The 23,231-nt window shown below is 41.3% G+C and carries 22 protein-coding genes; 19 read left to right on the top strand and 3 right to left on the bottom strand.

The features are described from left to right. The first annotated feature begins 6 nt into the window (after window positions 1-6). The 10 genes from BXY41_RS11480 to BXY41_RS11435 all read left to right on the top strand — a co-directional run bounded on the left by BXY41_RS11480 (window position 7) and on the right by BXY41_RS11435 (window position 11,657). Window positions 7-348 carry a nucleotide pyrophosphohydrolase gene (locus BXY41_RS11480; protein WP_104436978.1) on the top strand — a complete coding sequence of 114 codons (342 nt, stop codon included), beginning with the start codon at window positions 7-9 and terminating at the stop codon, window positions 346-348. A gap of 52 nt (window positions 349-400) precedes the next feature. Then, window positions 401-1,570 carry an HNH endonuclease domain-containing protein gene (locus tag BXY41_RS26955; RefSeq protein WP_185140356.1) on the top strand — a complete coding sequence of 390 codons (1,170 nt, stop codon included), beginning with the start codon at window positions 401-403 and terminating at the stop codon, window positions 1,568-1,570. A gap of 15 nt (window positions 1,571-1,585) precedes the next feature. After that, on the top strand, window positions 1,586-4,597 hold the full coding sequence (locus tag BXY41_RS11470) for a DEAD/DEAH box helicase (protein ID WP_104436977.1): 3,012 nt from the start codon (window positions 1,586-1,588) through the stop codon (window positions 4,595-4,597). After that, window positions 4,594-4,995, top strand: coding sequence for a (deoxy)nucleoside triphosphate pyrophosphohydrolase (locus BXY41_RS11465; RefSeq protein WP_104436976.1), 402 nt, complete (start codon window positions 4,594-4,596; stop codon window positions 4,993-4,995). The genes BXY41_RS11470 and BXY41_RS11465 overlap by 4 nt, the downstream gene beginning before the upstream one ends. A 38-nt stretch (window positions 4,996-5,033) precedes the next feature. Then, window positions 5,034-5,384 (top strand): MmcQ/YjbR family DNA-binding protein, encoded by a 351-nt coding sequence (locus tag BXY41_RS11460; protein WP_104436975.1) that lies wholly within the window; start codon window positions 5,034-5,036, stop codon window positions 5,382-5,384. Next, window positions 5,344-5,742, top strand: a complete 399-nt coding sequence (locus tag BXY41_RS11455; protein ID WP_104436974.1) for a ribosomal maturation YjgA family protein — start codon at window positions 5,344-5,346, stop codon at window positions 5,740-5,742. Before BXY41_RS11460 ends, BXY41_RS11455 begins: the two co-directional genes overlap by 41 nt. 217 nt (window positions 5,743-5,959) lie before the next feature. Beyond that, window positions 5,960-7,741: a BglG family transcription antiterminator gene (locus BXY41_RS11450; protein WP_104436973.1), complete on the top strand. Its 1,782-nt coding sequence runs from the start codon at window positions 5,960-5,962 to the stop codon at window positions 7,739-7,741. 113 nt (window positions 7,742-7,854) lie between these two features. Beyond that, window positions 7,855-9,267, top strand: coding sequence for a PTS transporter subunit EIIC (locus tag BXY41_RS11445; RefSeq protein ID WP_170072337.1), 1,413 nt, complete (start codon window positions 7,855-7,857; stop codon window positions 9,265-9,267). Between the two features lie 65 nt (window positions 9,268-9,332). Next, complete coding sequence (locus BXY41_RS11440; protein WP_104436971.1) at window positions 9,333-10,190, top strand: MBL fold metallo-hydrolase; 858 nt, start codon at window positions 9,333-9,335, stop codon at window positions 10,188-10,190. A 12-nt stretch (window positions 10,191-10,202) separates the two neighbouring features. Then, entirely contained in the window at window positions 10,203-11,657 is a 1,455-nt protein-coding gene (locus BXY41_RS11435) for a glycoside hydrolase family 1 protein (RefSeq protein ID WP_104436970.1), read from the top strand. An 82-nt stretch (window positions 11,658-11,739) separates the two neighbouring features. Here BXY41_RS11435 and BXY41_RS11430 read toward each other — a convergent pair whose 3' ends face one another. Together BXY41_RS11430 and BXY41_RS11425 are read right to left on the bottom strand one after the other, a co-directional pair. Continuing rightward, entirely contained in the window at window positions 11,740-12,201 is a 462-nt protein-coding gene (locus BXY41_RS11430) for a DUF2798 domain-containing protein (RefSeq protein WP_104436969.1), read from the bottom strand. 196 nt (window positions 12,202-12,397) lie between these two features. Beyond that, the gene (locus tag BXY41_RS11425) at window positions 12,398-13,291 is read right to left on the bottom strand and encodes a LysR family transcriptional regulator (protein WP_104436968.1); all 894 of its coding nucleotides are present in this window, start codon (window positions 13,289-13,291) and stop codon (window positions 12,398-12,400) included. A gap of 489 nt (window positions 13,292-13,780) precedes the next feature. Here BXY41_RS11425 and BXY41_RS11420 point away from each other — a divergent pair, with 489 nt between their 5' ends. The 6 genes from BXY41_RS11420 (at window position 13,781) to BXY41_RS11395 (ending at window position 20,818) form a co-directional block, all read left to right on the top strand. Further along, window positions 13,781-15,139, top strand: coding sequence for an aldehyde dehydrogenase family protein (locus tag BXY41_RS11420; protein WP_104436967.1), 1,359 nt, complete (start codon window positions 13,781-13,783; stop codon window positions 15,137-15,139). Window positions 15,140-15,150: 11 nt separating this feature from the next. Further along, entirely contained in the window at window positions 15,151-16,266 is a 1,116-nt protein-coding gene (locus BXY41_RS11415) for a 4-hydroxybutyrate dehydrogenase (protein ID WP_104436966.1), read from the top strand. 81 nt (window positions 16,267-16,347) lie between these two features. Next, a complete protein-coding gene (locus BXY41_RS11410; RefSeq protein ID WP_104436965.1) occupies window positions 16,348-17,796 on the top strand; it encodes a 4-hydroxyphenylacetate 3-hydroxylase family protein in 1,449 nt (482 codons plus the stop codon). 39 nt (window positions 17,797-17,835) lie between these two features. Further along, complete coding sequence (locus BXY41_RS11405) at window positions 17,836-19,152, top strand: acetyl-CoA hydrolase/transferase family protein (RefSeq protein WP_104436964.1); 1,317 nt, start codon at window positions 17,836-17,838, stop codon at window positions 19,150-19,152. 4 nt (window positions 19,153-19,156) lie between these two features. Continuing rightward, window positions 19,157-20,464 carry an acetyl-CoA hydrolase/transferase family protein gene (locus BXY41_RS11400; RefSeq protein WP_104436963.1) on the top strand — a complete coding sequence of 436 codons (1,308 nt, stop codon included), beginning with the start codon at window positions 19,157-19,159 and terminating at the stop codon, window positions 20,462-20,464. 21 nt (window positions 20,465-20,485) lie between these two features. Continuing rightward, window positions 20,486-20,818, top strand: coding sequence for a hypothetical protein (locus BXY41_RS11395; protein WP_242980169.1), 333 nt, complete (start codon window positions 20,486-20,488; stop codon window positions 20,816-20,818). A 98-nt stretch (window positions 20,819-20,916) separates the two neighbouring features. Here the strand turns inward: BXY41_RS11395 and BXY41_RS11390 are convergent, their stop codons facing one another. Next, window positions 20,917-21,204: a NifU family protein gene (locus BXY41_RS11390; RefSeq protein WP_104436962.1), complete on the bottom strand. Its 288-nt coding sequence runs from the start codon at window positions 21,202-21,204 to the stop codon at window positions 20,917-20,919. Between the two features lie 114 nt (window positions 21,205-21,318). On the opposite strand from BXY41_RS11390, the gene BXY41_RS11385 reads away from it, so the two are divergent. Genes BXY41_RS11385 through BXY41_RS11375 form a run of 3 tightly spaced genes read left to right on the top strand, consistent with a single transcriptional unit; the run spans window position 21,319 to window position 23,229 of the window. Then, window positions 21,319-22,209: a LysR family transcriptional regulator gene (locus tag BXY41_RS11385; RefSeq protein WP_104436961.1), complete on the top strand. Its 891-nt coding sequence runs from the start codon at window positions 21,319-21,321 to the stop codon at window positions 22,207-22,209. 20 nt (window positions 22,210-22,229) lie between these two features. Then, the gene (locus tag BXY41_RS11380; protein WP_104436960.1) at window positions 22,230-22,952 is read left to right on the top strand and encodes a MaoC family dehydratase; all 723 of its coding nucleotides are present in this window, start codon (window positions 22,230-22,232) and stop codon (window positions 22,950-22,952) included. A 40-nt stretch (window positions 22,953-22,992) separates the two neighbouring features. After that, entirely contained in the window at window positions 22,993-23,229 is a 237-nt protein-coding gene (locus BXY41_RS11375; RefSeq protein ID WP_104436959.1) for an acyl carrier protein, read from the top strand. Window positions 23,230-23,231 lie beyond the last annotated feature (2 nt).

The following is a 23,231-nucleotide window of genomic DNA, read 5'->3' as shown; positions in this document are numbered from 1 at the left end:
ATATGGATGACACAAGATACAATAAATAAGATATTGCAATTTCGTGATGATCGTAACTGGAGACAATTTCATAATCCGAAAGATTTAGCCATATCAATTTCTCTGGAAGCGGCTGAACTGTTGGAAGTTTTTCAGTGGAGTGCTGAGGATGTGAAATGCACCGAGAAGATGGATAAGATAAGAGAAGAACTTGCTGATGTTATAAATTACTGTGTGCTTATGGCAGATGCATGCGATCTTGATTTAGATGAGATCGTACAGGCGAAGATTAAAAGAAACAATGAAAAGTATCCAGTAGAATTAGCGAAGGACAGCAAGGAAAAATATGATCAACTGAAACTGAGATGATTCAGAAAAACGATAAGTACCAGTTCACGTAAGACAAGGGGGATGAGGATAAATGCCTCAATTTGATTATGGAAAAATCGGATATCAATTAAATATTAATGGCAGGTATTATAACAGTCTTGATATAGAGGCATTCTCTCTTATGATGAAGAATCCGTCATACTGCTATAAGTTCTATTGGCTTGAGGCAATCGTTCATTTAATTTCAGAAGGCTTAAAAGAGACCAGCTTTAATGATATTATTGATGAGATGATTGCAAATGCATGGTATACGGTTTTAGAATTTCATATTCATCTAAGCGGTGTGATTGAAGGCCAGATAAAAGATGGGTTGGAAAGAGCTGTTCTTACGCTTCAGGAGTTAAGCCAGCTTCCAGGAAATGCTTCCAAGATAGAAATTAAGAATAAAATAAAACAGCATGATAAAGAATTAGCACTTTATAAAGATCAGTTAACTCATATGGTTCCGTATCGAGCGCTTTCAGGATTTTTCGATAAGTGTAATGAAAGAGCGGATTGGGGCAGCACTCAAAGAATGGTTTCTTATATCGAACGTGTCAATCAGATATCATTACTGCCCTATACACTTGGAACAGGAAGTAAACTTAAGAAAGAAGTCTATTTTAATGAATCATGGATCAAGATGATTCAGGACAATACCGTATCGATTCTTGGCTGGATTCAGTATGAAAAGGTAAAGTGGCTTCAGAATAATAATCATGAAGTCCCAGGACTTATATATAAGCTAGCACCAATGGATGAAAAAATGCGCAGGCTTAATAGCGTTAGGAAACTTTGGGAAGCAGTTTTGGATGAGAAACCTATCGTGGATGTCTTTAAAAATTCACCGATAGTAAAGGGAAGTTACGATGTGGATCATTTTATTCCTTGGTCCTTCGTAATGAACGATGAATTGTGGAATTTAATGCCTATGGATTCCGCGCTAAATTCATCGAAAAGTAATAAGCTTCCAAAGTGGGATCCGTTTTTTGGACGATTTGCAAGTAATCAGTATATTTTGTATGGTATAATTCATGATGAAAGAAAGCCAGATATTAGAAAAAAGTACGAGTCTTGCTTTCGGGATAATTTGCATTCCATATGGGCAAATCAGGAGCTATATAGAAAGGGAAATTCTAAAGAGGAATTTTATCATATTCTTGAGAAAAACATGCAGCCGGTTTATGATTCGGCAAGAAGACAAGGGTACCAAATTTGGTAAAAGGGGAATGGGTACATGACAAAAGAAAAATTGGCTGAAATTAGGAATGGCTTTGAAACAGCATATGTTGATGGAACGTTTTCATCTAATTTGGCTTACAAACCTCAGTTTGTTTCGAATAATCATAAAGAAGGTAAAAAAGTATTATCGACTATAGAGAATGAGCTTTTAACATGTGATCAGTTTCAAATAAGTGTTGCTTTTATAACAATGGGGGGAATTACTCCCCTTCTTCAGACGTTGAAGGAACTTGAGAAGAAAAACATTCATGGAGAGATTCTAACAACCAATTATTTGAATTTTAGTGAACCTAAGGCACTAAAAAAGTTAAATGAACTTAAAAATATTACGCTTAAAATGTTTGATGTAGAAGCGGCTGATAAAGGATTTCATACGAAGGGGTATATATTTAAAAAGGAAGAAATCTATCGAATTATAATTGGTAGTTCCAATATTACAAGCGCAGCATTAACAATTAATCGAGAATGGAATACAAGAGTTATATCGACTGAGCAGGGAGAGATGGCCCAGGAAATTGTTGAAGAATTCTATGAACTTTGGGATTCCAGATATTCACTTGAGTTTGATGAATTTTATCAAAATTATGAAGAACGATATAATTTCATTAAGCGCCAACGTAAGATTGCCAAGCAAGACGAGATTCCATCTATTGAAAAATACAGATTACAGCCAAATAATATGCAGGTTGGGTTCATTACAAATCTTAGAAAAATATTAAATGCTGGTAAAGAAAGAGCACTTCTGATTTCAGCGACAGGAACTGGAAAAACTTATGCTTCAGCATTTGCAATGCGTGAGCTTGCGTTTAAAAGAGTATTATTTCTAGTTCATAGAGGGCAGCTTGCGCGTCAGTCCAGGAAATCTTATCAAAAGGTATTTGATAAGTCAGTCTCAATGGGGTTAGTCGGAGCTGGGTATCATGAATATGATTGTGATTTTGTATTTGCAACAGTTCAGACCTTGAACAGAGATGAACATTTATTTAAATATAATTATGATGAGTTTGATTGTATTATACTGGATGAAGCTCATCATATCTCTGCAGATACTTATCAAAAAGTAATGAATTATTTCAAACCCAGGCTTTGGCTTGGCATGACGGCAACCCCTGATACGCGAAATGATAATGTTGCGGAGAAGAATATTTACGAGATTTTTAATTACCAAATAGCTTATGAGATACGTCTTCAGCAAGCTATGGAAGAAAATATGCTCTGCCCATTTCATTATTTTGGAATCAGTGATATTTCAATGATGGATGATAAGAAGATTAAAGCCAAAAATATTTCTGAAAGGGATTTTAATCAGTTAACTGGGGATGAACGAGTACGACATATTATTGAGCAAGCTAATTATTATGGATATAGTGGCGATAGAGTAAAGGGATTAATATTTTGCAGCCGAATAGACGAGTCTGAAGAACTATCAGCAAAATTTAATCAGATCATTAATCCGTCAAATGGTAAATTATATAGAACAATCGCCTTGAATGGCAATGCCTCTGAGGAGGAACGGCAGGAAGCATTTGAGAGGTTGGCAATGGATGAAGATGTTGATCTTGAAAACAGACAATCCTTGGATTACATATTTTCAGTAGAAATCTTAAATGAAGGTGTAGATATTGTTGAAGTTAATCAGGTAATTATGCTTCGACCTACGCAGTCACCGATTGTATTTATTCAGCAGTTGGGAAGAGGTCTAAGGAAAGCGGAAGGAAAAGAATATGTTGTAATTCTAGATTTTATTGGTAATTATAATAATAACTTCATGATTCCAGTCGCATTATCAGGAGATCGTTCTTATAATCCAGACACGATTCGAAAATATATTATTAGTGGAAACAGTACCATACCGGGTGCTTCTACGGTTCATTTTGATGAGATTGCAAAAGAAAAGATTTTTTCGTCAATTGATAAGATTAAAGGAATGAAATCGATTATCAGAGAAAGCTATATTTCTCTGAAAAATCGCTTGGGTAGAGTCCCGTATCTTTTGGATTTCTACGAAAATGGAGAAACAGATCCACTTTTAATTATCAGAGAATATAAGACCTATCAGAATTTCTTAGTGTCTGTAGAGAAGGAGCTTTATACAGAAAAGATAACAGAACAGGAAATGATTACATTAGAGTATTTGTCGAAAACGATATTGAGTGGAACAAGACCATACGAACTTGAGATATTAAAGCGCTTTCTAAACCATGAAGTAATTTATGTGGATGAGATTAAACAGGAGTTTCAGGATACATACGGGTATAAGCTTGACTTAACCTCTTTTAATAATGCGATAGAAGTTCTACAAGGAAAATTTGTAAGTAAAGAGGAAGAGTACAAAAAATACTGTCATATTAATATTGTAAATTACGATGCAAAGAGAACACTACAAAGGCTTAAGAGTTTTGCCGACCGTCTTCTCCATATGGAATTCTACAAACAAGTCAATGATATTATTGAAGTTGGACTTAGAAGATATAAGGAGAGGTATCTAATTAATCAGGAAAATGGCACGCCATTTGTTTTGTATGAAAAATATTCAAGGCGTGATGTGAGTCTACTAATGAATTGTGGTAAGGATTTATCCTCAATTATGTATGGTATGAAGCGAATAGATGAAGATTTGTTTATATTTGTAACATATCATAAAGAGGAAAGTTCTGATGATAAAAATTATGTTGATGGAAAACCGGATTATGCAGATGCCTTTGAAGATAATATGATCTTTCGATGGGATTCTCAGATAGGAAGAGGAATTAAGAGCTCTTATGTTGCGGATGTAATGACAGCACAGAGAAAACATCTTTTAGTTAAGAAAAGTGATGCAGAAACTGATTTCTATTATGTAGGTCAGTTTGAAATAATAGAGGCTATACCAGCTCGTAAGAACGATAATTATGGAAAAGAACGTGATATCGCTAAGTTTCAAATGAAGATGCATCATGCTGTTAGAGAGGATCTTTTGCGTTATCTACAAAGTAATATTAAAAAAGAGGAAGTGAAGGCAGGATGAAAATAGTTAGAGTAGTAGCTGCAGTGATTAAGGGTTTAAATGAAAAGGGAGAACCAATTATTTTTGCTACCCAACGTGGTTATGGCGATTTAAAAGGTGGTTGGGAATTTCCTGGTGGTAAAATTGAAGATGGTGAGACTCCGCAAGAGGCACTAGTGAGAGAGATAAAGGAAGAATTAGATACAGAGATTTCAGTAGGAGAGTTGATCCATACCATTGAATATGATTATCCTACATTCCATCTGTCTATGGATTGTTTCTGGTCAGAAATTGTTGCCGGAGATCTTGTTTTAAAAGAGCATGAGGATGCAAAATGGCTGACGAAGGAAGAAATGAATTCAGTGGGCTGGTTACCTGCGGATATAACTTTAGTAGATAAAATTCGTATGTCTATATAGATTGCTATTTCCATAATTGTTTAAAGAAGGTGATGATTTTGAAAGAACGCTCAGAAGTAATAGCTTTATGCATGAAATTAAAAGAAGTCTATGAGGATTATCCCTTTCACGATAGTAACTGGACCTTAATTCGCCATAAGACCAATAAGAAAGCATTTGCCTGGATCTATGAGAGGGAAGGCAATATCTGGATAAACGTTAAATGTGACCCGGAGTGGAGAGATTTCTGGAGGAGCACATTTACTTCTGTAATGCCGGCATATCATCAAAATAAAGAACATTGGAATTCCATAATTCTCGATGGCACGATTCCAGATAAAGACATTATCAGAATGATTGGAGAGAGTTATGAACTTACAAAAGACAAAAAGAAAACAGTTAAGAATTAAGTATGGGATTGCATTTGCATTGCTCCTGCTTATAGAAGTGATAATTGCGTTATATGTACATGATTCTTTTATACGGCCATATGTAGGAGATATGTTGGTAGTAATTTTGGTGTATAGCTTTACAAGAATCTTTATACCAGAAAAATGCAGATTACTTCCATTGTATGTATTCTTGTTTGCAGCAGGAGTCGAGGTGTTGCAATATTTCAAATTAGTACACATACTTGGGCTGGAAGATAACAGGTTTTTAAGAATCGTATTAGGTTCGGTGTTTGATATAAAAGATATTGCCTGTTATGGTGTTGGGTGTCTTTTGCTTGAAGCATTCGAGAGGATAAAAGGCAGAAGTATGCTTTAAATGAGACCTAAATTGGCAAGAATAATAAAGGCAGCATACCAAAAAACGATGTCAACATCTCAGTATCGCGTATAAGATTATTTCTAAATAGGAAGTATTTAAATTAGTATAAAATAAATCAATTATCAAGAATCATGAAATCACGGAGGTATGAAAGCCTCCGCTTTTCATTTATAATGATAGCCATCAAGCATCTTACCGAAAAGAGGTGAAATCCATGTTCACAGAACGACAGTGTCAGATCCTGGCTTTTCTATCCGGCGTAGATTCCTGGGTACAAGGATCGGTTCTTGCAGAAATGATTGGTGCCAGCAACCGTACATTACAAAATGAGATCAAAAATATCAACAGCGTTATTTCTCAAAACAATCTGTCTGGGGAGCCTGGAATTATATCCAATAACAGACTTGGCTATCGGCTGAAAGATGATCAGAGCACACTGCAATACATTCTTAACGAAGCCATGCGTAAGAAAGCCAGTAAAGACAAGTATATACATTCCAAGCATATCCTGATGCTCTTGTTGTTTGAAAAAGATTACATTAGTATCGGTACCATAGCAGATCGGCTGTTCTATTCCAAATCATCCGTAAGTGCCGATATCCCGCAGGTTAAGCGCATTGTTGCAAGAAATGCAGGAGCTGTTCTGAAAGTATCAAGCAATAAAGGGATCCGTCTGGACGCGCCGGAAAATACGAAACGAATTCTTTGTATGAAAACTATTACTGGAAGCTGTGAATACTTTCAAACCACTGAAGTGATGAAAATGATTTTTGAGGATCAGAAAAAGATGGAATCAATAATAGGAAGAATTTTTACTAAATTTGATTTTATCGTAAGCGGAGAGGCCTATTCTGACTTTGTTTTCTATCTTCTCATTTCCATTGCAAGGACAAGAATGGGTTTTGAAGAAGATATGCCATGTGACAGACTCCTTCTTTCTGACATTACCAATGAAATCGTTGATCAGGTGAAAGCAGAATTCGACTATTTGTTCAGTGAAGCGGAAAAGCAGTCCATGGAAGGACGGATTCAGGAACTTAATATCGTCTGCAAAAGTCCCATGGCTAATGCTGATATTGGGAGAAACCTTGACGAATTTATACACCAGGTGGCTGTAGAAACCGGATATAAAATGAAAATCAGTAAAGATTTAAAAGCTGCCATGACGGATCACGTGGAACGAATGATCAGAAGAATCCGAAGCGGCAGAACCAATGTCGGCAATTACACCAAGGACCTGTTATCCCATTATCCCATGGAATTGCACCTGTTAAAAACATGCCTTTGCCAGTCACTGAATATTGACATCCCAGATGCAGAATTGGGATATCTAATCCTCTATCTTGCAACTGCCGTTGAATCAGAACGTAAAAAAATAGATGTGCTGCTTGTCAGTGATAATAGTGCAAGCAGTATATATAATCTGGAAAATAAGTTAAAGAAAAGCAATGGAGAACAGATCGGGATCATCACTGCAATTCCAATGTATTTATTCGAAAATAAGAGAAGCAGGTACAAAGGAGAAACACAACTTTTGCTGACAACAGAAAGGGAACTGGCTCTGGTCGATAAGAGATTTTTTTATGTCGATCTGTTCTTTAACAATCATCAGCTCAGTCAGTTAAAGAAAAAGACGGAGGAGATGTTGGCGGAATGGAAGATAGGCAGAATGAAGCTCCAGATCGAAAAATATTTGAAACCAGGATATAAAATAAAGGTATCTGGTGAATGTAACAGCATAAAAGAAATGCTTGAGAATCTGGATATTCCATTTGAAGAGAAAGTTACAACCATTGAAAGTATTGGGAGTAAAGTACTTTATATCATTTCACATGACAGAAGTGGGAAAAATCTATTTCACAAAATCGAGCTGGAACAGCCATTCCAGTTTGGTGGAAAACAGATTACAACCATCTGGCTGATCCATTTTGGAGGAGATGGGGATATCGTGGAATTTTTTGATTTCGTCGCTGCCCAGATTGCAAGTATGCCATAATACATTCTTTTTCGCTATTAATGACGAAAAAGTTTGAATTTCCAATTATTTTTTTGTACATTATAATAACATTATCAGGGAAACGCATGTACGAGAAAAAGGAGGAGTTTAGTATGGCAAAAAACTATAATGCACTAGCTGATGATATTGTGAAAGGCCTTGGGGGAGCGGATAACATTACCAAAATCTTTCATTGTGCAACCAGAGTTCGTACTCAATTATTAAGTATGGATCGGGCAGACTTAGACGCACTGAAAAGGAATCCGGATATACTTGGCGTGGTGGAAAGCGCTGGAGGTGTACAGGTAGTAGTCGGAAATGATGTGGCAAAGGTATACGATATTATAATCAATAAATTTAATATAAAGGAAAATAAAGCAGAGAGTGAGAAGCTAAATGCACCTGCAGGAGATAAGACAGAGAAGCAGGGTATCTTATCCATGTTTCTAAACGTGTTGTCAGCAATCATTGGCCCTGCGATTCCTCTGATCATGTGCAGCGGTCTTATTTCCGCAATCCTTGTGATTATGACAAAACTGGGACTCAGTACAGAGGGTACAACCTATACCATCATCAAAATGTTTGGCAATGCAGCACTTTATTTTCTCCCTGTATTTCTGGCATACACTTCAGCGAAGAAATTTGGCTGCGATATCATGATGAGTGTATTCTTTGGTGTTGTTTTTATCAGCCCCACATTGATTGGGTTTACCAGCCTTGGCACCCCCGTACATCTTTTCGGACTTCCGGTGAAGGCGGTAGATTATTCATCAACGGTAATACCTGTTATTTTCACAATCTGGGTATTTAAATATGTGGAGAGATTTGTTGAAAAAATAGTACCGTCGGCCATTAAGTTTGTCTTTAAACCACTGTTGTGTGTAATTATAATGATGCCTGTTATGTTGTGTGTCACAGGACCTGTTGGAAGCTATTTGGGAGATGCTCTTCTTGCAGTTATGGGAGCAGTTAACAGTGCAGCACCCTGGGCGACTGTATTAGTAATCGGCAGTCTCGCACCACTTCTTGTATTAACCGGCATGCATCTTGCACTGATTCCGCTGGTCATGACAATGTTTTCAACAGTGGGATATGACAATATGTTATTTACAGCATTTATCGGAATGAATTTTTCCCAGTTTGGCGTTGCACTGGCCTGCCTGTTCAAAACAAAAAATAAAAATTTAAGGACACTTGCCTCATCTTGTGCAATCACATCATTTCTGGCAGGTGTTACGGAACCCACATTATATGGTATCTGCGTAAGAATGAAGAGACCGCTGATCGCAACCTGGATCGCCTGCGTTGCCAATGCCGTATTCTGTGCCATCTTTTCCGTTAAAGTATTTAATTTTGGAGCCCCATCCTTCTTTACCATGCCTATATTCATGAATCCGGACGGAAGTATGAACAATTTCTATTTTGCGGTTGCAGCTGTTGTTATTACAATTGCAGTGAGCTTTGCGGCAACATGGATTCTTGGATTTGATGACAGTGTATACGGGGAAGAAACGGCTGCTTCATAATGAATAATAAGGAAAATGCCAGTTTCTTTGCAGGACTGGCATTTTTCAACAAAGGAGTTGAGTGAATGATTTCAACCAGAATTAACAAAACAGAAAAAATAGCAGATGATTTATATGTTATTACCGAGACAGAGAGCGTTCATTGCTATCTTCTGATTGGAGAAGAAAAAGCATTGTTAATTGACTGCGGTTATGGATATGAGGACATTCATCCAATTATTCAGTCAATTACAACGCTGCCCGTCATCCTGGCAGTAACCCATGGAGATCCGGATCACGCATTAGGGGCCGGACACTTTGGGGATCTCTGGATTCACCCGCTGGATTATGGAAAACTTCTGATGAACGACAATCCGACTGTAAAGAGTAAGATGCTCACTTACCGCCTCAATAAGATGCCCCGGCTAAAAGGGGCAATAGAGGAAGATACCTATATCAATACGCCTATTTCCCAGAAACTGAATCCTCATTTTCTGTTAAACCATGATGTGATTGATCTGGGCGGAAAGCATGTGGAGATTTTCCACACACCAGGTCACAGCTATGGTCACATTATGTTTCTGGAACAGGAAACAGGAAGACTTTTTTCAGGAGATCAGCTTACCGCAAATAATATCTGGCATTTTTTAAGCAGCGACGAACAGGCTGCATTTTCAGAGACCTTCAACAGCCTGAAACGTCTGGGAGAAGACAGAGACCGGATCACTGCTCTTTATCCCGCGCATAATAAATTCCCCATTGGGATTGAGTATCTGGATGATTTAATAGAATGCTTTGACCATGAGCTGAAAGAAAACTACAAAGAAGACGTGCCGTTTCAGTCACCAATAGGTGAAGGATATAAACATAGATATAAGACCGTTGATTTAATCTATTCCGACGAACGCCTGGCTGATTTCCTGGGACACAGAATTCAACGATAGGAGGACAGCAATATGATTTTTCCGGAAGATTTTTTGTGGGGCGGAGCAACTGCAGCAAACCAGTGTGAAGGCGGGTTCCAGGAGGGTGGTAAGGGGATTACCATCCAGGACCTTGTAAAAGGCGGCAGCAGGAACTCTCCAAGAATGTTTAAAAGCAGGATAGAAGCCGATCAGTTCTATCCCAGTCATCAGGCGGTAGACTTTTACAACCATTATAAAGAGGATATAAAATATTTTGGTGAAATGGGCTTTCGATGCTATCGAATGAGCATAAGCTGGGCGAGAATCTTTCCAAATGGAGATGACATCCAGCCAAATGAAGAAGGCCTTAAGTTCTACGACGATATTTTTAATGAGTGCAGAAAATATAAGATCGAGCCAATGGTCACATTAAGTCATTTTGATATGCCATGGAGTTTAACCGTCCGAAAGAATGGCTTTCTGTCACGGGATACAATTAATGATTTTGTCCGATATACAGAGTGTGTTATGAATTATTATAAAGGAAAGGTCCGCTACTGGCTGACGTTTAATGAAATTAATTTTGGGATACTGGAAATGGGAGCTTACAATTCACTTGGGATTGTTCAGCCAGAAGATATGGAAAACGATTATTTTATACCAAAAAGCAGGTTAAAAAGGAATAGACAGCAGCAATTCCAGGCACTGCATCACCAGTTTATCGCAAGTGCCATGGTAACCCGGCTGGCACATGAGATTGATCCCCAAAATAAAGTGGGGTGTATGATAAGTCACATCACCCAATACCCTCTGACCTGCCATCCACAGGACATTCTTGAAACTCAGAAAAAGGACAGAATACTGAACAAGTTCTGCGGAGATGTGATGGTCTGGGGCAGCTACCCCAAATACATGGAAACCTATATGTGTGATAATCAAATAGAAATTGAAAAGCAGCCAGAGGATGCGGAGATCCTGAAGAATGGCTGTGTTGATTACTACGCGTTCAGCTATTATATGACCAACTGCTCTACGATCCGGACTGATGTGGAACAAGTGAATGGAAATCTGATGGGCGGAGCGAGAAACCCATATTTAAAAGCCAGTGAATGGGGGTGGCAGATCGATCCTTCCGGCCTTCAGTATACTTTAAATAATCTTTGGGACAGATACCATATCCCCCTTATGATTGTGGAAAATGGCCTTGGCGCGCCGGATGTCATATCCCCAGATGGAAAAATACACGACGATTACCGTATAAACTACCTTACCGATCACATCAAAGCGATTGGTGCTTCGATCAGTGAGGGCGCTGATGTCATGGGCTATACCGTATGGTCTGCCCTGGATTTAATCAGTGCAGGAACAGGTGAAATGTACAAACGATACGGACTTGTCTACGTTGACCGCCATGATGATGGAACTGGTGACTTCAGGAGAATTCCCAAGGATAGTTTTTATTGGTATAAGAAGTGTATTGAGTCCAATGGGGGAAATCTTGAATAGAGAACATAAGAATTCTATTTAGATAAAATTGAGAAAAAGCAGGCAGTGAAAAATTACTGTCTGCTTTTTCTCAACCAATGGCTTATTGTATGTTCTCTGTTTCCTTAAAAATAAATCGAAAAATAAGTCTGACAACTGGTCCGCAATAAAACATCTGATATAAAATAGCCATTGGGAAATTCATTGCCCACGTCTGTAACCAGGTCCCAATCCCTGGCTCTTTGAAAAGTATTGTTGCGATCAGACTCATAACCGGGCACATAATGCAACAAATGCAGATCGAAATAGCATATGTAATAAATTGAGGTCTGTCATCTGGTCTTATCACTTTAAAAGCAAGCTTCTTTGCTATTTTCCCTACCACAAAATATTCCAGAATAAATGCGATTGGAGCCATGACAGGCAATTCATGAAGTGCTGCAGTAAATGTCCCGGCTGTAATCCCCCTCATATTCAGGGCGACGTTGTAAACAATCATTCCATATACCATTGCAACTGCCATGATAGCAGTAAAAATGACGTCTTGAAATTTGTTTTTTGGCATAAAAAAATCCTCCTTAATGATTATGAATGTGTTGTTCGTTATCATCCGGGAGGAGTGTGCGTTTCCAATTATGTACCATATTTAAAATTAGCTCAGTTAGTATATCACAAAAATTAATAGGATGTAAGCTTTTATTTGTATTTTAATAAATTCATATTCCCCAGCCCGGTTTCAGGTTTTATCACCGCTTACCGTGTCAGAACTCTGGGGATAGAATCATCTCTTTTAATGCATTTGCAGCAATGCTCAGGCAGCGGCTTGTATTTTCCACCAGACAGATGCTGCGTCTGGGAATGGGCTCTTCCAGAGGGATGGAGAAAACCTCCCCGTTTTCAAGGGCTTCTCTGGCGAAGCGTTCCGGGATAAAACCGATACCCAGGTCATTTTTAATCATAGGCATCAGCTGATTGGTTGATGCCACTTCTATATCCGGCTTAAAAACCAGATCATATTTTAGGAGCAGGTTTGAAAAAAACTCATAAGTCACGGTATCCTTACCGAGACAGACAAATGGGTACTGAACCAGCTCCGACAGATGGTGGGGGGTGTCTTTTAAAAAGGAATAATGTCTGCCCCCAATCAATATTTCCTGAAACGATTTCAGACATGTTTCTTTCAGTGGGGGTTTGATATTAGAAGGAGTGGTCACAACTGCAAAGTGAACCAGCCGGTTCTTTAAAACCTGAATTGCCTGTGGAGTGGAGTGGGTAAGAATGCGAAGATGGATACCGGGATGGGTGCTGTGAAATGCCCCAAGTATGGGGAGGAGATGACCGTGAAGGGCAGTATCGCTGACACTGATGGTTATCGTACCACCGCTTAAGTTTTTGTCATTAATCAGTTCCAGCTCAGCCGCTCTGAACTGTTCCTGGGCAATTTTAACATGGGAATAGAGCTTCTCCCCCTCTGGTGTCAGAGAGATGCCTCGGTTGGATCGCACGAAAAGCTTACACCCCAATTGATGTTCTAAATTATTTATGAAACGTGAAATATTGGACTGGTTGGCTGAAAGGAGCCCGGCGGCTTTGGAAAAGCTTTTGCATGTAGCGACATAATAAAAAATTCTGTAATAGTCATATGTAATATCCATACATCCCCCTTTTATCTGCTATATAAATATTAGATAACTAACATACAATAAATACATTTTACATATATTAACAGCTATTATATACTTCTATATATAAGAAGTAAAGTGCAACCCCATATTTTACCACAGGACCAATGGTTTCCCGGTCTTTTATTAATAATACAAATTTATATCGTTTCATTCACAATCCACATATCATATCCGTCTTTCAAAAATAACCTTCCTGATCCGTTTATTGTATCTCTTTATATACGGTTTTTTTTATTGTTTTCAAGTTAATAAATTAACGATAAATTTTGGAATTTTCCCACCTAAATCATATGACGATCTCCTGTTTCAACTAGAATACTGGCAAAAGTACCAAAAATGAACCATAAAAAATCCTATTGTTTATAATAAGTTATTAGTATTTTTAAATGCAGGCAAAAGGAATTAGAATGAACCATAGAAACAATGTTAAAAAAATCACTATCAAAGGAGATAACAAAAATGAACCAATTAATCCAATCATTAGTAGAACGTTCCAGAAATGCACAGCAGGTTCTGCGTTCCTATGACCAGGAAAAGACAGATGCCATTGTAAAGATGTTTGCAAAAGTTATTTTTGACAATGCAGAACCGCTTGCAAAGCTTGCTGTTGAGGAAAGCCGGATGGGAGTTTACGAAGACAAGGTCACTAAGAATAGAGGAAAATCCAGAATCATCTGGAATGCATTAAAGGCCAAAAGGTCCATTGGCATCATTGGCACAGATGAGGAAGCAGGGCTGATTGAGGTGGCAAAGCCAATGGGTGTCATAGCAGCTGCCACGCCGTGCACCAACCCCATTGTTACCCCCATGTGTAATGCCATGTATGCCGTAAAATGCCAGAATACGATTATTATTGCACCTCACCCCCGCAGCAAAAAATGTGCCATGGCAGTAGCGGAACTGTATTACAAAGAACTGGACCGCATGGGAGTCCCAAGAGATATTTTTCTGGTAATCGAGGAACCGTCGATTGAACTTACCAACGAACTGATGGCTGCCTGTGATGTTGTACTGGCGACCGGCGGTGCGGGTGTTGTAAAGTCCGCTTATTCCAGCGGTAAACCAAGTTACGGTGTGGGTCCCGGCAATGTACAGGGACTGATTGATGAAGGAATCGATTACAAGGCTGCAGCAGGAAGAATGATTGCCAGCCGTATCTTTGACAATGGCATTATCTGTTCCGGAACCCAGACAATCATAGCACCGGAGAAGGATTATGATACGGTAATAAAGGAATTTGTATCACAGGGAGCCTTCTACATTGATGACAAAGCGGTGATTGATAAACTGGCAGAAGTGGTATTTCCCAATGGAGTAATCAACAAAAAAGTGGTTGGCCAGTCAGTCAAGACCATCGCAGACCTTGCCGGGATTTCCGTTCCCCAGGGCACAAAGGTCATAATTGTAAAACCTGAGAAACATGGAGCAGGAGTTGTATGGAGCAAGGAGAAGATGTGTCCGATGATGGCTGCATACAGCTATCAGACATGGGAAGAGGCAGTTCAGATTGCATATGACAATCTGGTATATGAAGGTGAGGGCCATTCAGCAGATATTCAGTCCAACGATAAAAATCACATTGAATATGCAGGATTAAAGCTTCCCGTAAGCCGGGTTGTAGTCAATCAGACCTGTTCCAGCATGGCAGGCGGTGCGTTTGCAAACTCCCTCAATCCCACCACTACACTGGGGTGCGGCAGCTGGGGCAACAATGCGATCAGCGAGAACCTGTTCTATACCCACCTGATGAACAAGAGCCGGATTGCATTTGTAAAAAAGGATTGGAAACAGCCTGCGGATGAAGAGATTTTTGCATAGGGAGGCTTGAAATGAAGGAAATTATTTTAAAATCCCAGATATCCTACTACGATACCTGTAAAGAATTTGCCAGTGAGTTCCACCTTGGAAGCGGTGACCTCATACTGACCAACGAATACATATACAAACCATATTTCGGAACACTTGGGCTGAATGTCCATACCATTTTTCAGGAGGAATACGGGACGGGAGAGCCTACAGATATCATGGTGGACGCCATCCTTGATGCGGCTGCAAAGACAGACTGCAGGCGGATTATAGCCATAGGCGGCGGCACGGTGATTGATATTGCCAAAGTTATGGCAGTGTCTGCAGGGGACCCGCTGGATTCCCTTTATGCCGAACCTGAAAAAATCCAAAAGAAACGGGAACTTGTGATTCTGCCCACGACCTGCGGAACTGGAAGTGAGGTCACCAATATTTCTATTATCAACCGGACCAGGCTGGGAACCAAGGTAGGACTGGTGTCACCCCATATGTATGCGGATGAGGCGGTGCTGGTTCCGGAACTATTAAACGGACTGCCATTTGCCGTGTTTGCCACCAGCTCTATTGATGCTCTGGTTCACGCGGTGGAGTCCAGCCTGTCTCCCAAGGCAACGCCATTTACAAAGCTTTTTGGTTACAAAGCCATTGAAATGATCATCAGGGGTTATCAGAAGATTGCAGCCGAAGGAATCGATGCAAGGCTTCCCCTCATGAAAGATTTTCTGATTGCAAGCAATTATGCAGGAATTGCATTCGGAACGGCCGGCTGTGCGGCTGTCCATGCCACCAGCTATCCGTTGGGAGGAACCTATCACGTCGCTCACGGGGAGAGCAACTATGCCATGTTTACAGGGGTGCTTAAAAATTACATGGAGATCAGGCAGGATGGCGAGATTGCAGTGATGAATCAGTTTCTAGGAAGTCTGCTGGGTTGCGATAATGAAGTGGTTTATGACAAGCTTGATGAACTGCTTGGAACAATTCTCCCAAAGAAGGCGCTCCGCCAGTATGGTGTAAAGCAGGAAGAACTTGCGGTATTTACAAAGAGCGTCATGGAACGGCAGGGACGTCTTATGGCAAATAACTTTGTACCCCTTGATGCGGACCGGGTGCTTAAAATTTATCAGGAACTTTATTAATCAGGCTGTCAATGATTGAAATAAAACTGCGCTCCCAGATGGGTGACGAGGGTCGGAGCGCATGAAAAGGAGAAGAAGATTATGGCATTAATGACTGGTGAAGAATATGTGGAAAGTATGCGGAAACTGAAACTTAATATTTACATGTTTGGGGAGAAGATTGAAAACCCAATTGATCATCCGATTTTAAGACCGTCCCTTAATTCTGTGAAAGCTACCTACGATCTGGCTCAACTTCCGGAATACGAGGATCTGATGACAGTAACTTTAGAGGATGGACGTAAAATCAACCGATTTGCCAACATTCACAGAAGTACGGATGATTTAATTAAAAAGGTTAAAATGCAACGGCTTTGCGGACAGAAGACGGCTGCCTGCTTCCAGCGATGCGTGGGAATGGATGCCTTTAATGCTGAATGGTCAACTACTTATGAAATTGATGCAAAATACGGCACCAGTTATCATGAGAATTTTAAAAAGTATCTCCGTATGGTTCAGGATAAGGATTTGACTGTAGACGGAGCAATGACGGATCCAAAGGGCGACAGGGGGCTGGCACCTCATGCGCAGCCAGATCCAGATATGTATTTAAGAGTTGTGGAGCGCAGAGATGACGGAATCGTAGTCAGAGGCGCAAAGGCACATCAGACAGGTATTATTAACTCACAGGAAGTGATTGTCATGCCTACTGTTGCCATGGGACCGGATGATAAGGATTACGCAGTATCCTTTGCAGTTCCTGTGGATGCTGAGGGAATCGTAATGATTATCGGAAGGCAGTCCTGCGATACCAGGAAGCTGGAAGGGTCCCAGATGGATGTGGGCAACAGTGAATTCGGAGGCGTAGAGGCACTGGTTGTATTTGATGATGTATTCGTCCCCAACGACCGCATTTTCCTCAATGGTGAATTTGAGTATGCCGGTATGCTGGTGGAACGGTTCGCCGGATACCACAGGCAGTCCTACGGCGGATGCAAGGTTGGCGTAGGTGATGTTTTAATTGGAGCGGCAGCCCTGGCAGCAGATTATAACGGCGTACCCAAGGTTTCCCATATTAAGGATAAACTGATTGAGATGACTCATTTAAATGAAACACTTTACTGCTGCGGCATTGCATGTTCCGCGGAAGGGACACCCACCGATTCCGGTAATTATATCATCGACCTGTTACTTGCCAATGTATGTAAGCAGAATGTGACCAGATATCCCTATGAGATTGCACGTCTGGCAGAGGATATTGCAGGAGGTCTTATGGTAACTGCTCCATCCGAGAAGGATTTAAACGATCCGGTTATAGGGGGCTATGTGGATAAATATTTAAAGGGAATCGAAGGTGTCTCCACCGAAAACCGTCTCAGGATCCTGCGTTTAATTGAAAATCTGACCCTTGGAACCGCTGCAGTGGGATACAGGACCGAATCCCTCCATGGAGCTGGCTCGCCCCAGGCACAGAGGATTATGATTTCCCGTCAGGGTAATATAGGAAGAAAAAAAGAGCTTGCAAAAGCAATTGCGAAAATAAAGGATTAAAAACCCATTTTAGACCTAAGAGGGAGGTTATATGCAGGTATGAATTGGAGAGAAATCTATACTTCAAAATTGAAGCCAATAAAAGAGGCTGTTAAGGTGGTAAAATCCGGTGACAAAGTGGTGATTGGCCACGCAGTGGGCGAACCCATTAAACTGGTGGATGCAATGACTGAGTACGCGGTGCAGGCGGATTTAAGGGATATAGAAATATACCAGCAGGTGGATATGGGGCATTCCCTTTATGCACAGCCGGGGATGGAGAAACATTTCCGGGAGAACAGTTTGTTTCTTGGAGCAAAGACCAGAGATTGTGTGAACAGCGGCCGGGGAGATTTTACCCCATGTTATTTTTACCAGGCACCGGAATTTTACCGCAGCACAAAGAAACCAGATGTGGTTTTCGTCACCTTATCCCTGCCGGATGAGCACGGCTACTGTAGTTTCGGTGTATCCTGTGACTATACAAAACCGGCAGCAGAAGTTGAGGGCGCCAAGGTGGTAGCCGCAGTAAATCCCAATATGCCAAGAACGCTGGGAGACAGCTTTATCCATGTATCCGATATTGATGTGATTGTGGAAGACGACACCCCCATACCGGAGCTGGGACTTCCCCAGATTGGGGATGTGGAAATGGCAATTGGAGAGCACATTGCTTCCATGGTGAACGATGGGGACTGTCTGCAGCTTGGAATCGGAGCGATTCCCGATGCAGTCCTTAAATTTCTTGATAACAAAAAAGATCTGGGCATTCATTCTGAGATGATATCAGACGGTGTGATTGATTTGTATGAAAAGGGAGTCATTAACTGTGCAGCCAAGAATTATAACAGAGGAAAAATAGTGGTGTCATTTCTCATGGGCAGCCGCAAACTGTATGATTTTGCAGACGATAACCCCAGTGTCTACATGGCACCGGTGGATTATGTCAATCACCCGGTCATTATCGGACAGAATGATAATATGGTATCCATCAACTCTTCGGTTGAAGTGAATCTGATGGGGGAGGCGTGCTCTGAGGCTATGGGGCTGAAACAGTTTTCCGGAATCGGCGGACAGGTGGACTTTATCAGAGGAGCTTCCTTCTCAAAAGGCGGCAGGTCAATTCTCGCATTCCCTTCCACTGCAAAGAAGGGAACGGTTTCCAGGATTGTCCCCTATCTGACCCAGGGAGGAACCGTAACCACATCCAGAAATGACGTTGACTATATCGTTACAGAGCATGGAATTGCTAAGATGAAGGGCAATACGCTGAGAGAACGGGCGCGGCAGCTGATCCGCATTGCGGCACCCCAGTTCCAGGACGTTCTTGCAGAAGAATTTGAGAGGCGTTTTGCAGAAAAATATAAGGAGGTGTAGCCGTATGAACTGGAGAGAAATCTATGCTTCAAAATTGAAAACTCCTCAGGAGGCTGTAAAGATAATCCACTCGGGAGATACGGTTCTGATTGGCCATGCAGCTGCGGAGCCGGATTGTCTTGTAAACGCAATGGTAGATTATGCGGTGGAACAGGATTTAAGAGAGATACATATTGTCCAGCAGCATGATATGGGAACCTGTAAATTTTTTGAGCCGGGGCTGGAGAAGCATTTTAAATACTCCTCCCTCTTCATAGGTGCCCGCAGCAGGAATTATGTTGCAGAGGGAAAAGGGGATTTTGTTCCGGTTTTCTTCAACCGTATCCCTGACTATGTGACCAATATGGACCCGGCACAGGTATTCCTTGTAACATTGTCTGAACCGGATGAGCATGGTTATTGCAGCTATGGGCTGTCCTGCGATTTTGCCAAGGAAGCAGGAGAGCGGCCGGGGACAAAGGTAATTGGTGCGGTAAATCCCAATATGCCAAGGGTGATGGGTGATAATTTCATTCACGTCAGTAATCTGGAAGCAATTGTAGAGAGCGATGAACCAATCCACGAACATGGCCGTCCGGAAATCGGAGAGGTTGAGGAAAAAATAGGCGCCAATATCGCTTCGCTGGTACGGGATGGGGACTGCCTGCAGCTTGGAATCGGTGCAATTCCTGATGCGGTACTTAAATTTCTCGGTGATAAGAAGGATCTGGGAATCCATTCAGAGATGATTTCCGATGGGCTGATGGATCTGTATGAGACAGGGGCAATTACCGGTAAACGGAAAAATATTGATAAAGGAAGAATGGTCATTACCTTTATGATGGGCACAAAGGAGTTGTATGACTTTGTCAACGATAATCCTGCCATCTGCATGAAACCGGTGAGTTATGTCAATGATCCGTTCATCATAAGCCAGAATGACAATGTGGTATCTATTAACTCAGCCTTACAGACGGATTTAATGGGGCAGGTCTGTGCGGAGACAATCGGGCTGAAGCAGTACTCGGCAGTGGGCGGACAGATGGACTTTGTAAGGGGGGCGTCCGCCTCCAAAGGCGGAAGGTCAATCATTGCCTTTGGAGCCACCACCAAGGGAGGAACCATATCAAAGATTGTTCCATTTCTGACACAGGGGGCAGCTGTCACCACAAGCAGGAATGATGTGGATTATATTGTGACAGAGTACGGGGTCGCTCATCTGAAAGGAAAATCCTTAAGAGCAAGGGCAAGGGCTTTAATCAATATTGCAGCACCTGCATTCCGGGATGATCTGTCAGTGGAATTTGAGAAGCGTTTTGGGGAAGCACTATAACAATGTACAAGGGGGTAATATATGACTGTAACGATGATCTCAGATTTGCTGGAAACGCTCATGATCGTAGGGTTTGGTTTGTCCTGGCCGTTTTCCGTTTATAAATCTTATGTATCAAAAACGGCCAAAGGCAAAAGCCTTCAGTTTGAATTTTTTATATGGCTGGGATATATCTTTGGCATAGCAAGGAAGTTTATTCAGTATCAATATGCATCCAATTACGACTGGCTGTTCTTTCTATCGTGGTTTTTCTATGTGCTTAATTTTGCTGAGATATCATTTGATATGTGGCTTTATGGAAGAAATGTAAAACTTGATAAGGTTAGAGAGGGAGAAACGGCAGACTTATTATAGTACGCTCCAATTGTGACGTATTCCACTGCGTCAGGGACCCGGGGTGTCCCCGGGTCAGAATGATATGGTTGTTTTGCCATAATCCGCTTTGTTTCCCCCTAGATTTCATGATTCAGTATCTTGTGGGCCATATCAATTAATTCCGGATTGATTTCTTCTACCAGAATGACATCCTGAATGGAAGGAAAAGCAGACTGGACTTCGGCGGTGATCAGTTCCTCATTGGTACTGTGGGCAGCCGGGCAGCCGGAACATTTTCCGGTTAACCTGACCTTTAAAACATGATCTTCCAGGCTTTGTATCATCACATCGCCATTGTGCTCAGCTAATGCCGGACGCACTTTTGTATCAAGAATCGCTTCTATTTGTTGAATTGTGATCTCCATTGGTAACCCTCCTATGCCTTGTAGTTTAACAGCGGGCAGGCGGTTTGTCAATTGATGCCATGATATGAAAACTTGATGGATAAAGATAAAAAATGATTAGAAAGAAGTAGTGGTATGACTGCAAATTTTGAACATTACAAGATTTTTTATTACGTAGCAAAATATAAAAACCTTACCAGGGCCGCCAATGCCCTGGTGACCAGCCAGCCATCAGTAACCTACTGCATGCAGAATCTTGAAAATATATTAGGGTGCAAGTTATTTATCCGTTCCAGAAAAGGGGTTACGCTGACTGCAGAAGGAGAAATGCTTTACAGTTATGTTGCACCTGCCTGCCAGCAGCTGATACAGGGAGAGGAAAAACTAAGAGAACTCCTTGGGGAGCAGCATGAGTACATCAATGTGGGGGCTACACAGATGGCTATGCTTTCTTATCTGGTAGCCAGCTTAAAGCAGTTCCAGGAGCAGTATATTCAGGTAAAAATAAATATTTTCAACTATAATACGCCCCAGACTCTCAATGAGCTGAAAGCCGGAAAGATCGATCTGGCAATCATCACCACACCCTTTGACCATGAACAGTCATTGAAAGTGGTAAAGGTAAAGGATTTTAACAGTGTACTGGTGGGCGGTCCCATGTACAAAGAGTATGAGGGAAGGGTTGTTTATCTGGAAGAGGTGGGAAAACTGCCGCTAATCACCATGTCTGAAAACACCACCACATTTCAGTTTTTTCAGGAATTTTATCGCTCCTGCGGTCTGACCATGCGTCCATCCATCGAGGTAGCGTCCATGGATCTGATTCTCCCGATTATCCTTAAGAATCTTGGGATCGGATTTGTGCCAGAGGAATTTGCGCGGCCTCTGGTTGAAAAGGGGGAAATTGTGGAGATAAAACTGTATGAGCACATACCCCAGCGGGATATATGCATTGTCAGTGACAGCAAACGGCCTTTGAGTGCAGCCGCAAAGAAGCTGCAGTGTATGCTGGAATCCCGGGAATAGAATGATGCGGGAGGAATGACATGAAAATCGGAATTAAATTCTGCGGCGGCTGTAATCCGGTATATGACAGATGCAGCAGGGTCCGCAAATTCAGAGAAGCCAACCCCGGACATGAGTATGTTACCTCAGATACAGAAGCCGTATGCGATATTTGGATGGTGGTTTGCGGGTGCAGCCGCAGGTGCGCAGATGTGAGCGGTCTTAAGGACTGCAAAAAGGTGGTGCTTTTGTGGGATGAGACAGGTTTTATACGTCTGGAACAGGAGATCCGGGCTGAGGAAAAAAGCGCTTCCTCTGATAACCGGGAAAAGAAAGTTCTCCACCTCAACGAGAAGGCAGTGAGGCGGCGGTTGGTGACCAGCGAGGATGTACATCGCTTTGCAGCGCTTACAGGAGATGAAAGTCTGCTGCATCTGGATTCTGGATTTGCACAGATGGCTGGATTTAAAGGCCCTCCGGTTCACGGCATGTTTCTGGATTCTCTGGTTTCCTCTGTCATGGGAACGGAGCTTCCTGGCAGCGGCACGTTGTATATGGAACATACCACCAGATTCATCCGCCCGGTTTATCAGGGAGATACCATAGAAATTACAGTGGAATTCCTCTCCTATGAGGAACGGGATGACTGCTATGTGGGATTGTTTCGGGGAACCTGCAAAAATCAGTACGGGGAACGGGTGTTGACGTCCAGCTGCAGCCAGATGATGATGAAACGCTTATTCACAGCAACCGGATCTGTTTGAAGACGGATTCAATGCCACCTCAGAGGAAAGGGATCAGACGATGACGAATTTGGAAAAATATGATCAGTTGTTTATAAAGGATTTAAGGGTGAAAAAGGAAGATTTAGAAGATTTGAAATACAGGGGAATCAGTACCTGGGATTCTATGGGACATATGGATCTGGTTACTGATCTGGAAGAAGTGTTTGATATTCACTTTAATACAGCAGATGTTATGAATTTTTCTTCCTATGAAAAGGGGAAAGAAGTAATGAAAAAATATGGTGTGATGATTTAAGT

Origin of the sequence: Lacrimispora xylanisolvens (genome assembly GCF_002934545.1) — a bacterium.
GTDB classification, from domain to species: domain Bacteria; phylum Bacillota; class Clostridia; order Lachnospirales; family Lachnospiraceae; genus Lacrimispora; species Lacrimispora xylanisolvens.
The sequence above is the reverse complement of the archived record's forward strand: the minus strand, read 5'-3'. Positions and strand labels throughout refer to the sequence as shown.

Bases quoted from the DNA above. Each gene is read 5' to 3' on its own strand.
- BXY41_RS11480 (WP_104436978.1), top strand. From the start codon at position 7: ATGACACAAGATACAATAAATAAGATATTGCAATTTCGTGATGATCGT.
- BXY41_RS26955 (WP_185140356.1), top strand. From the start codon at position 401: ATGCCTCAATTTGATTATGGAAAAATCGGATATCAATTAAATATTAAT.
- BXY41_RS11470 (WP_104436977.1), top strand. From the start codon at position 1,586: ATGACAAAAGAAAAATTGGCTGAAATTAGGAATGGCTTTGAAACAGCA.
- BXY41_RS11465 (WP_104436976.1), top strand. From the start codon at position 4,594: ATGAAAATAGTTAGAGTAGTAGCTGCAGTGATTAAGGGTTTAAATGAA.
- BXY41_RS11455 (WP_104436974.1), top strand. From the start codon at position 5,344: ATGAACTTACAAAAGACAAAAAGAAAACAGTTAAGAATTAAGTATGGG.
- BXY41_RS11450 (WP_104436973.1), top strand. From the start codon at position 5,960: ATGTTCACAGAACGACAGTGTCAGATCCTGGCTTTTCTATCCGGCGTA.
- BXY41_RS11445 (WP_170072337.1), top strand. From the start codon at position 7,855: ATGGCAAAAAACTATAATGCACTAGCTGATGATATTGTGAAAGGCCTT.
- BXY41_RS11440 (WP_104436971.1), top strand. From the start codon at position 9,333: ATGATTTCAACCAGAATTAACAAAACAGAAAAAATAGCAGATGATTTA.
- BXY41_RS11435 (WP_104436970.1), top strand. From the start codon at position 10,203: ATGATTTTTCCGGAAGATTTTTTGTGGGGCGGAGCAACTGCAGCAAAC.
- BXY41_RS11430 (WP_104436969.1), bottom strand. From the start codon at position 12,201: ATGCCAAAAAACAAATTTCAAGACGTCATTTTTACTGCTATCATGGCA.
- BXY41_RS11425 (WP_104436968.1), bottom strand. From the start codon at position 13,291: ATGGATATTACATATGACTATTACAGAATTTTTTATTATGTCGCTACA.
- BXY41_RS11420 (WP_104436967.1), top strand. From the start codon at position 13,781: ATGAACCAATTAATCCAATCATTAGTAGAACGTTCCAGAAATGCACAG.
- BXY41_RS11415 (WP_104436966.1), top strand. From the start codon at position 15,151: ATGAAGGAAATTATTTTAAAATCCCAGATATCCTACTACGATACCTGT.
- BXY41_RS11410 (WP_104436965.1), top strand. From the start codon at position 16,348: ATGGCATTAATGACTGGTGAAGAATATGTGGAAAGTATGCGGAAACTG.
- BXY41_RS11405 (WP_104436964.1), top strand. From the start codon at position 17,836: ATGAATTGGAGAGAAATCTATACTTCAAAATTGAAGCCAATAAAAGAG.
- BXY41_RS11400 (WP_104436963.1), top strand. From the start codon at position 19,157: ATGAACTGGAGAGAAATCTATGCTTCAAAATTGAAAACTCCTCAGGAG.
- BXY41_RS11395 (WP_242980169.1), top strand. From the start codon at position 20,486: ATGACTGTAACGATGATCTCAGATTTGCTGGAAACGCTCATGATCGTA.
- BXY41_RS11390 (WP_104436962.1), bottom strand. From the start codon at position 21,204: ATGGAGATCACAATTCAACAAATAGAAGCGATTCTTGATACAAAAGTG.
- BXY41_RS11385 (WP_104436961.1), top strand. From the start codon at position 21,319: ATGACTGCAAATTTTGAACATTACAAGATTTTTTATTACGTAGCAAAA.
- BXY41_RS11380 (WP_104436960.1), top strand. From the start codon at position 22,230: ATGAAAATCGGAATTAAATTCTGCGGCGGCTGTAATCCGGTATATGAC.
- BXY41_RS11375 (WP_104436959.1), top strand. From the start codon at position 22,993: ATGACGAATTTGGAAAAATATGATCAGTTGTTTATAAAGGATTTAAGG.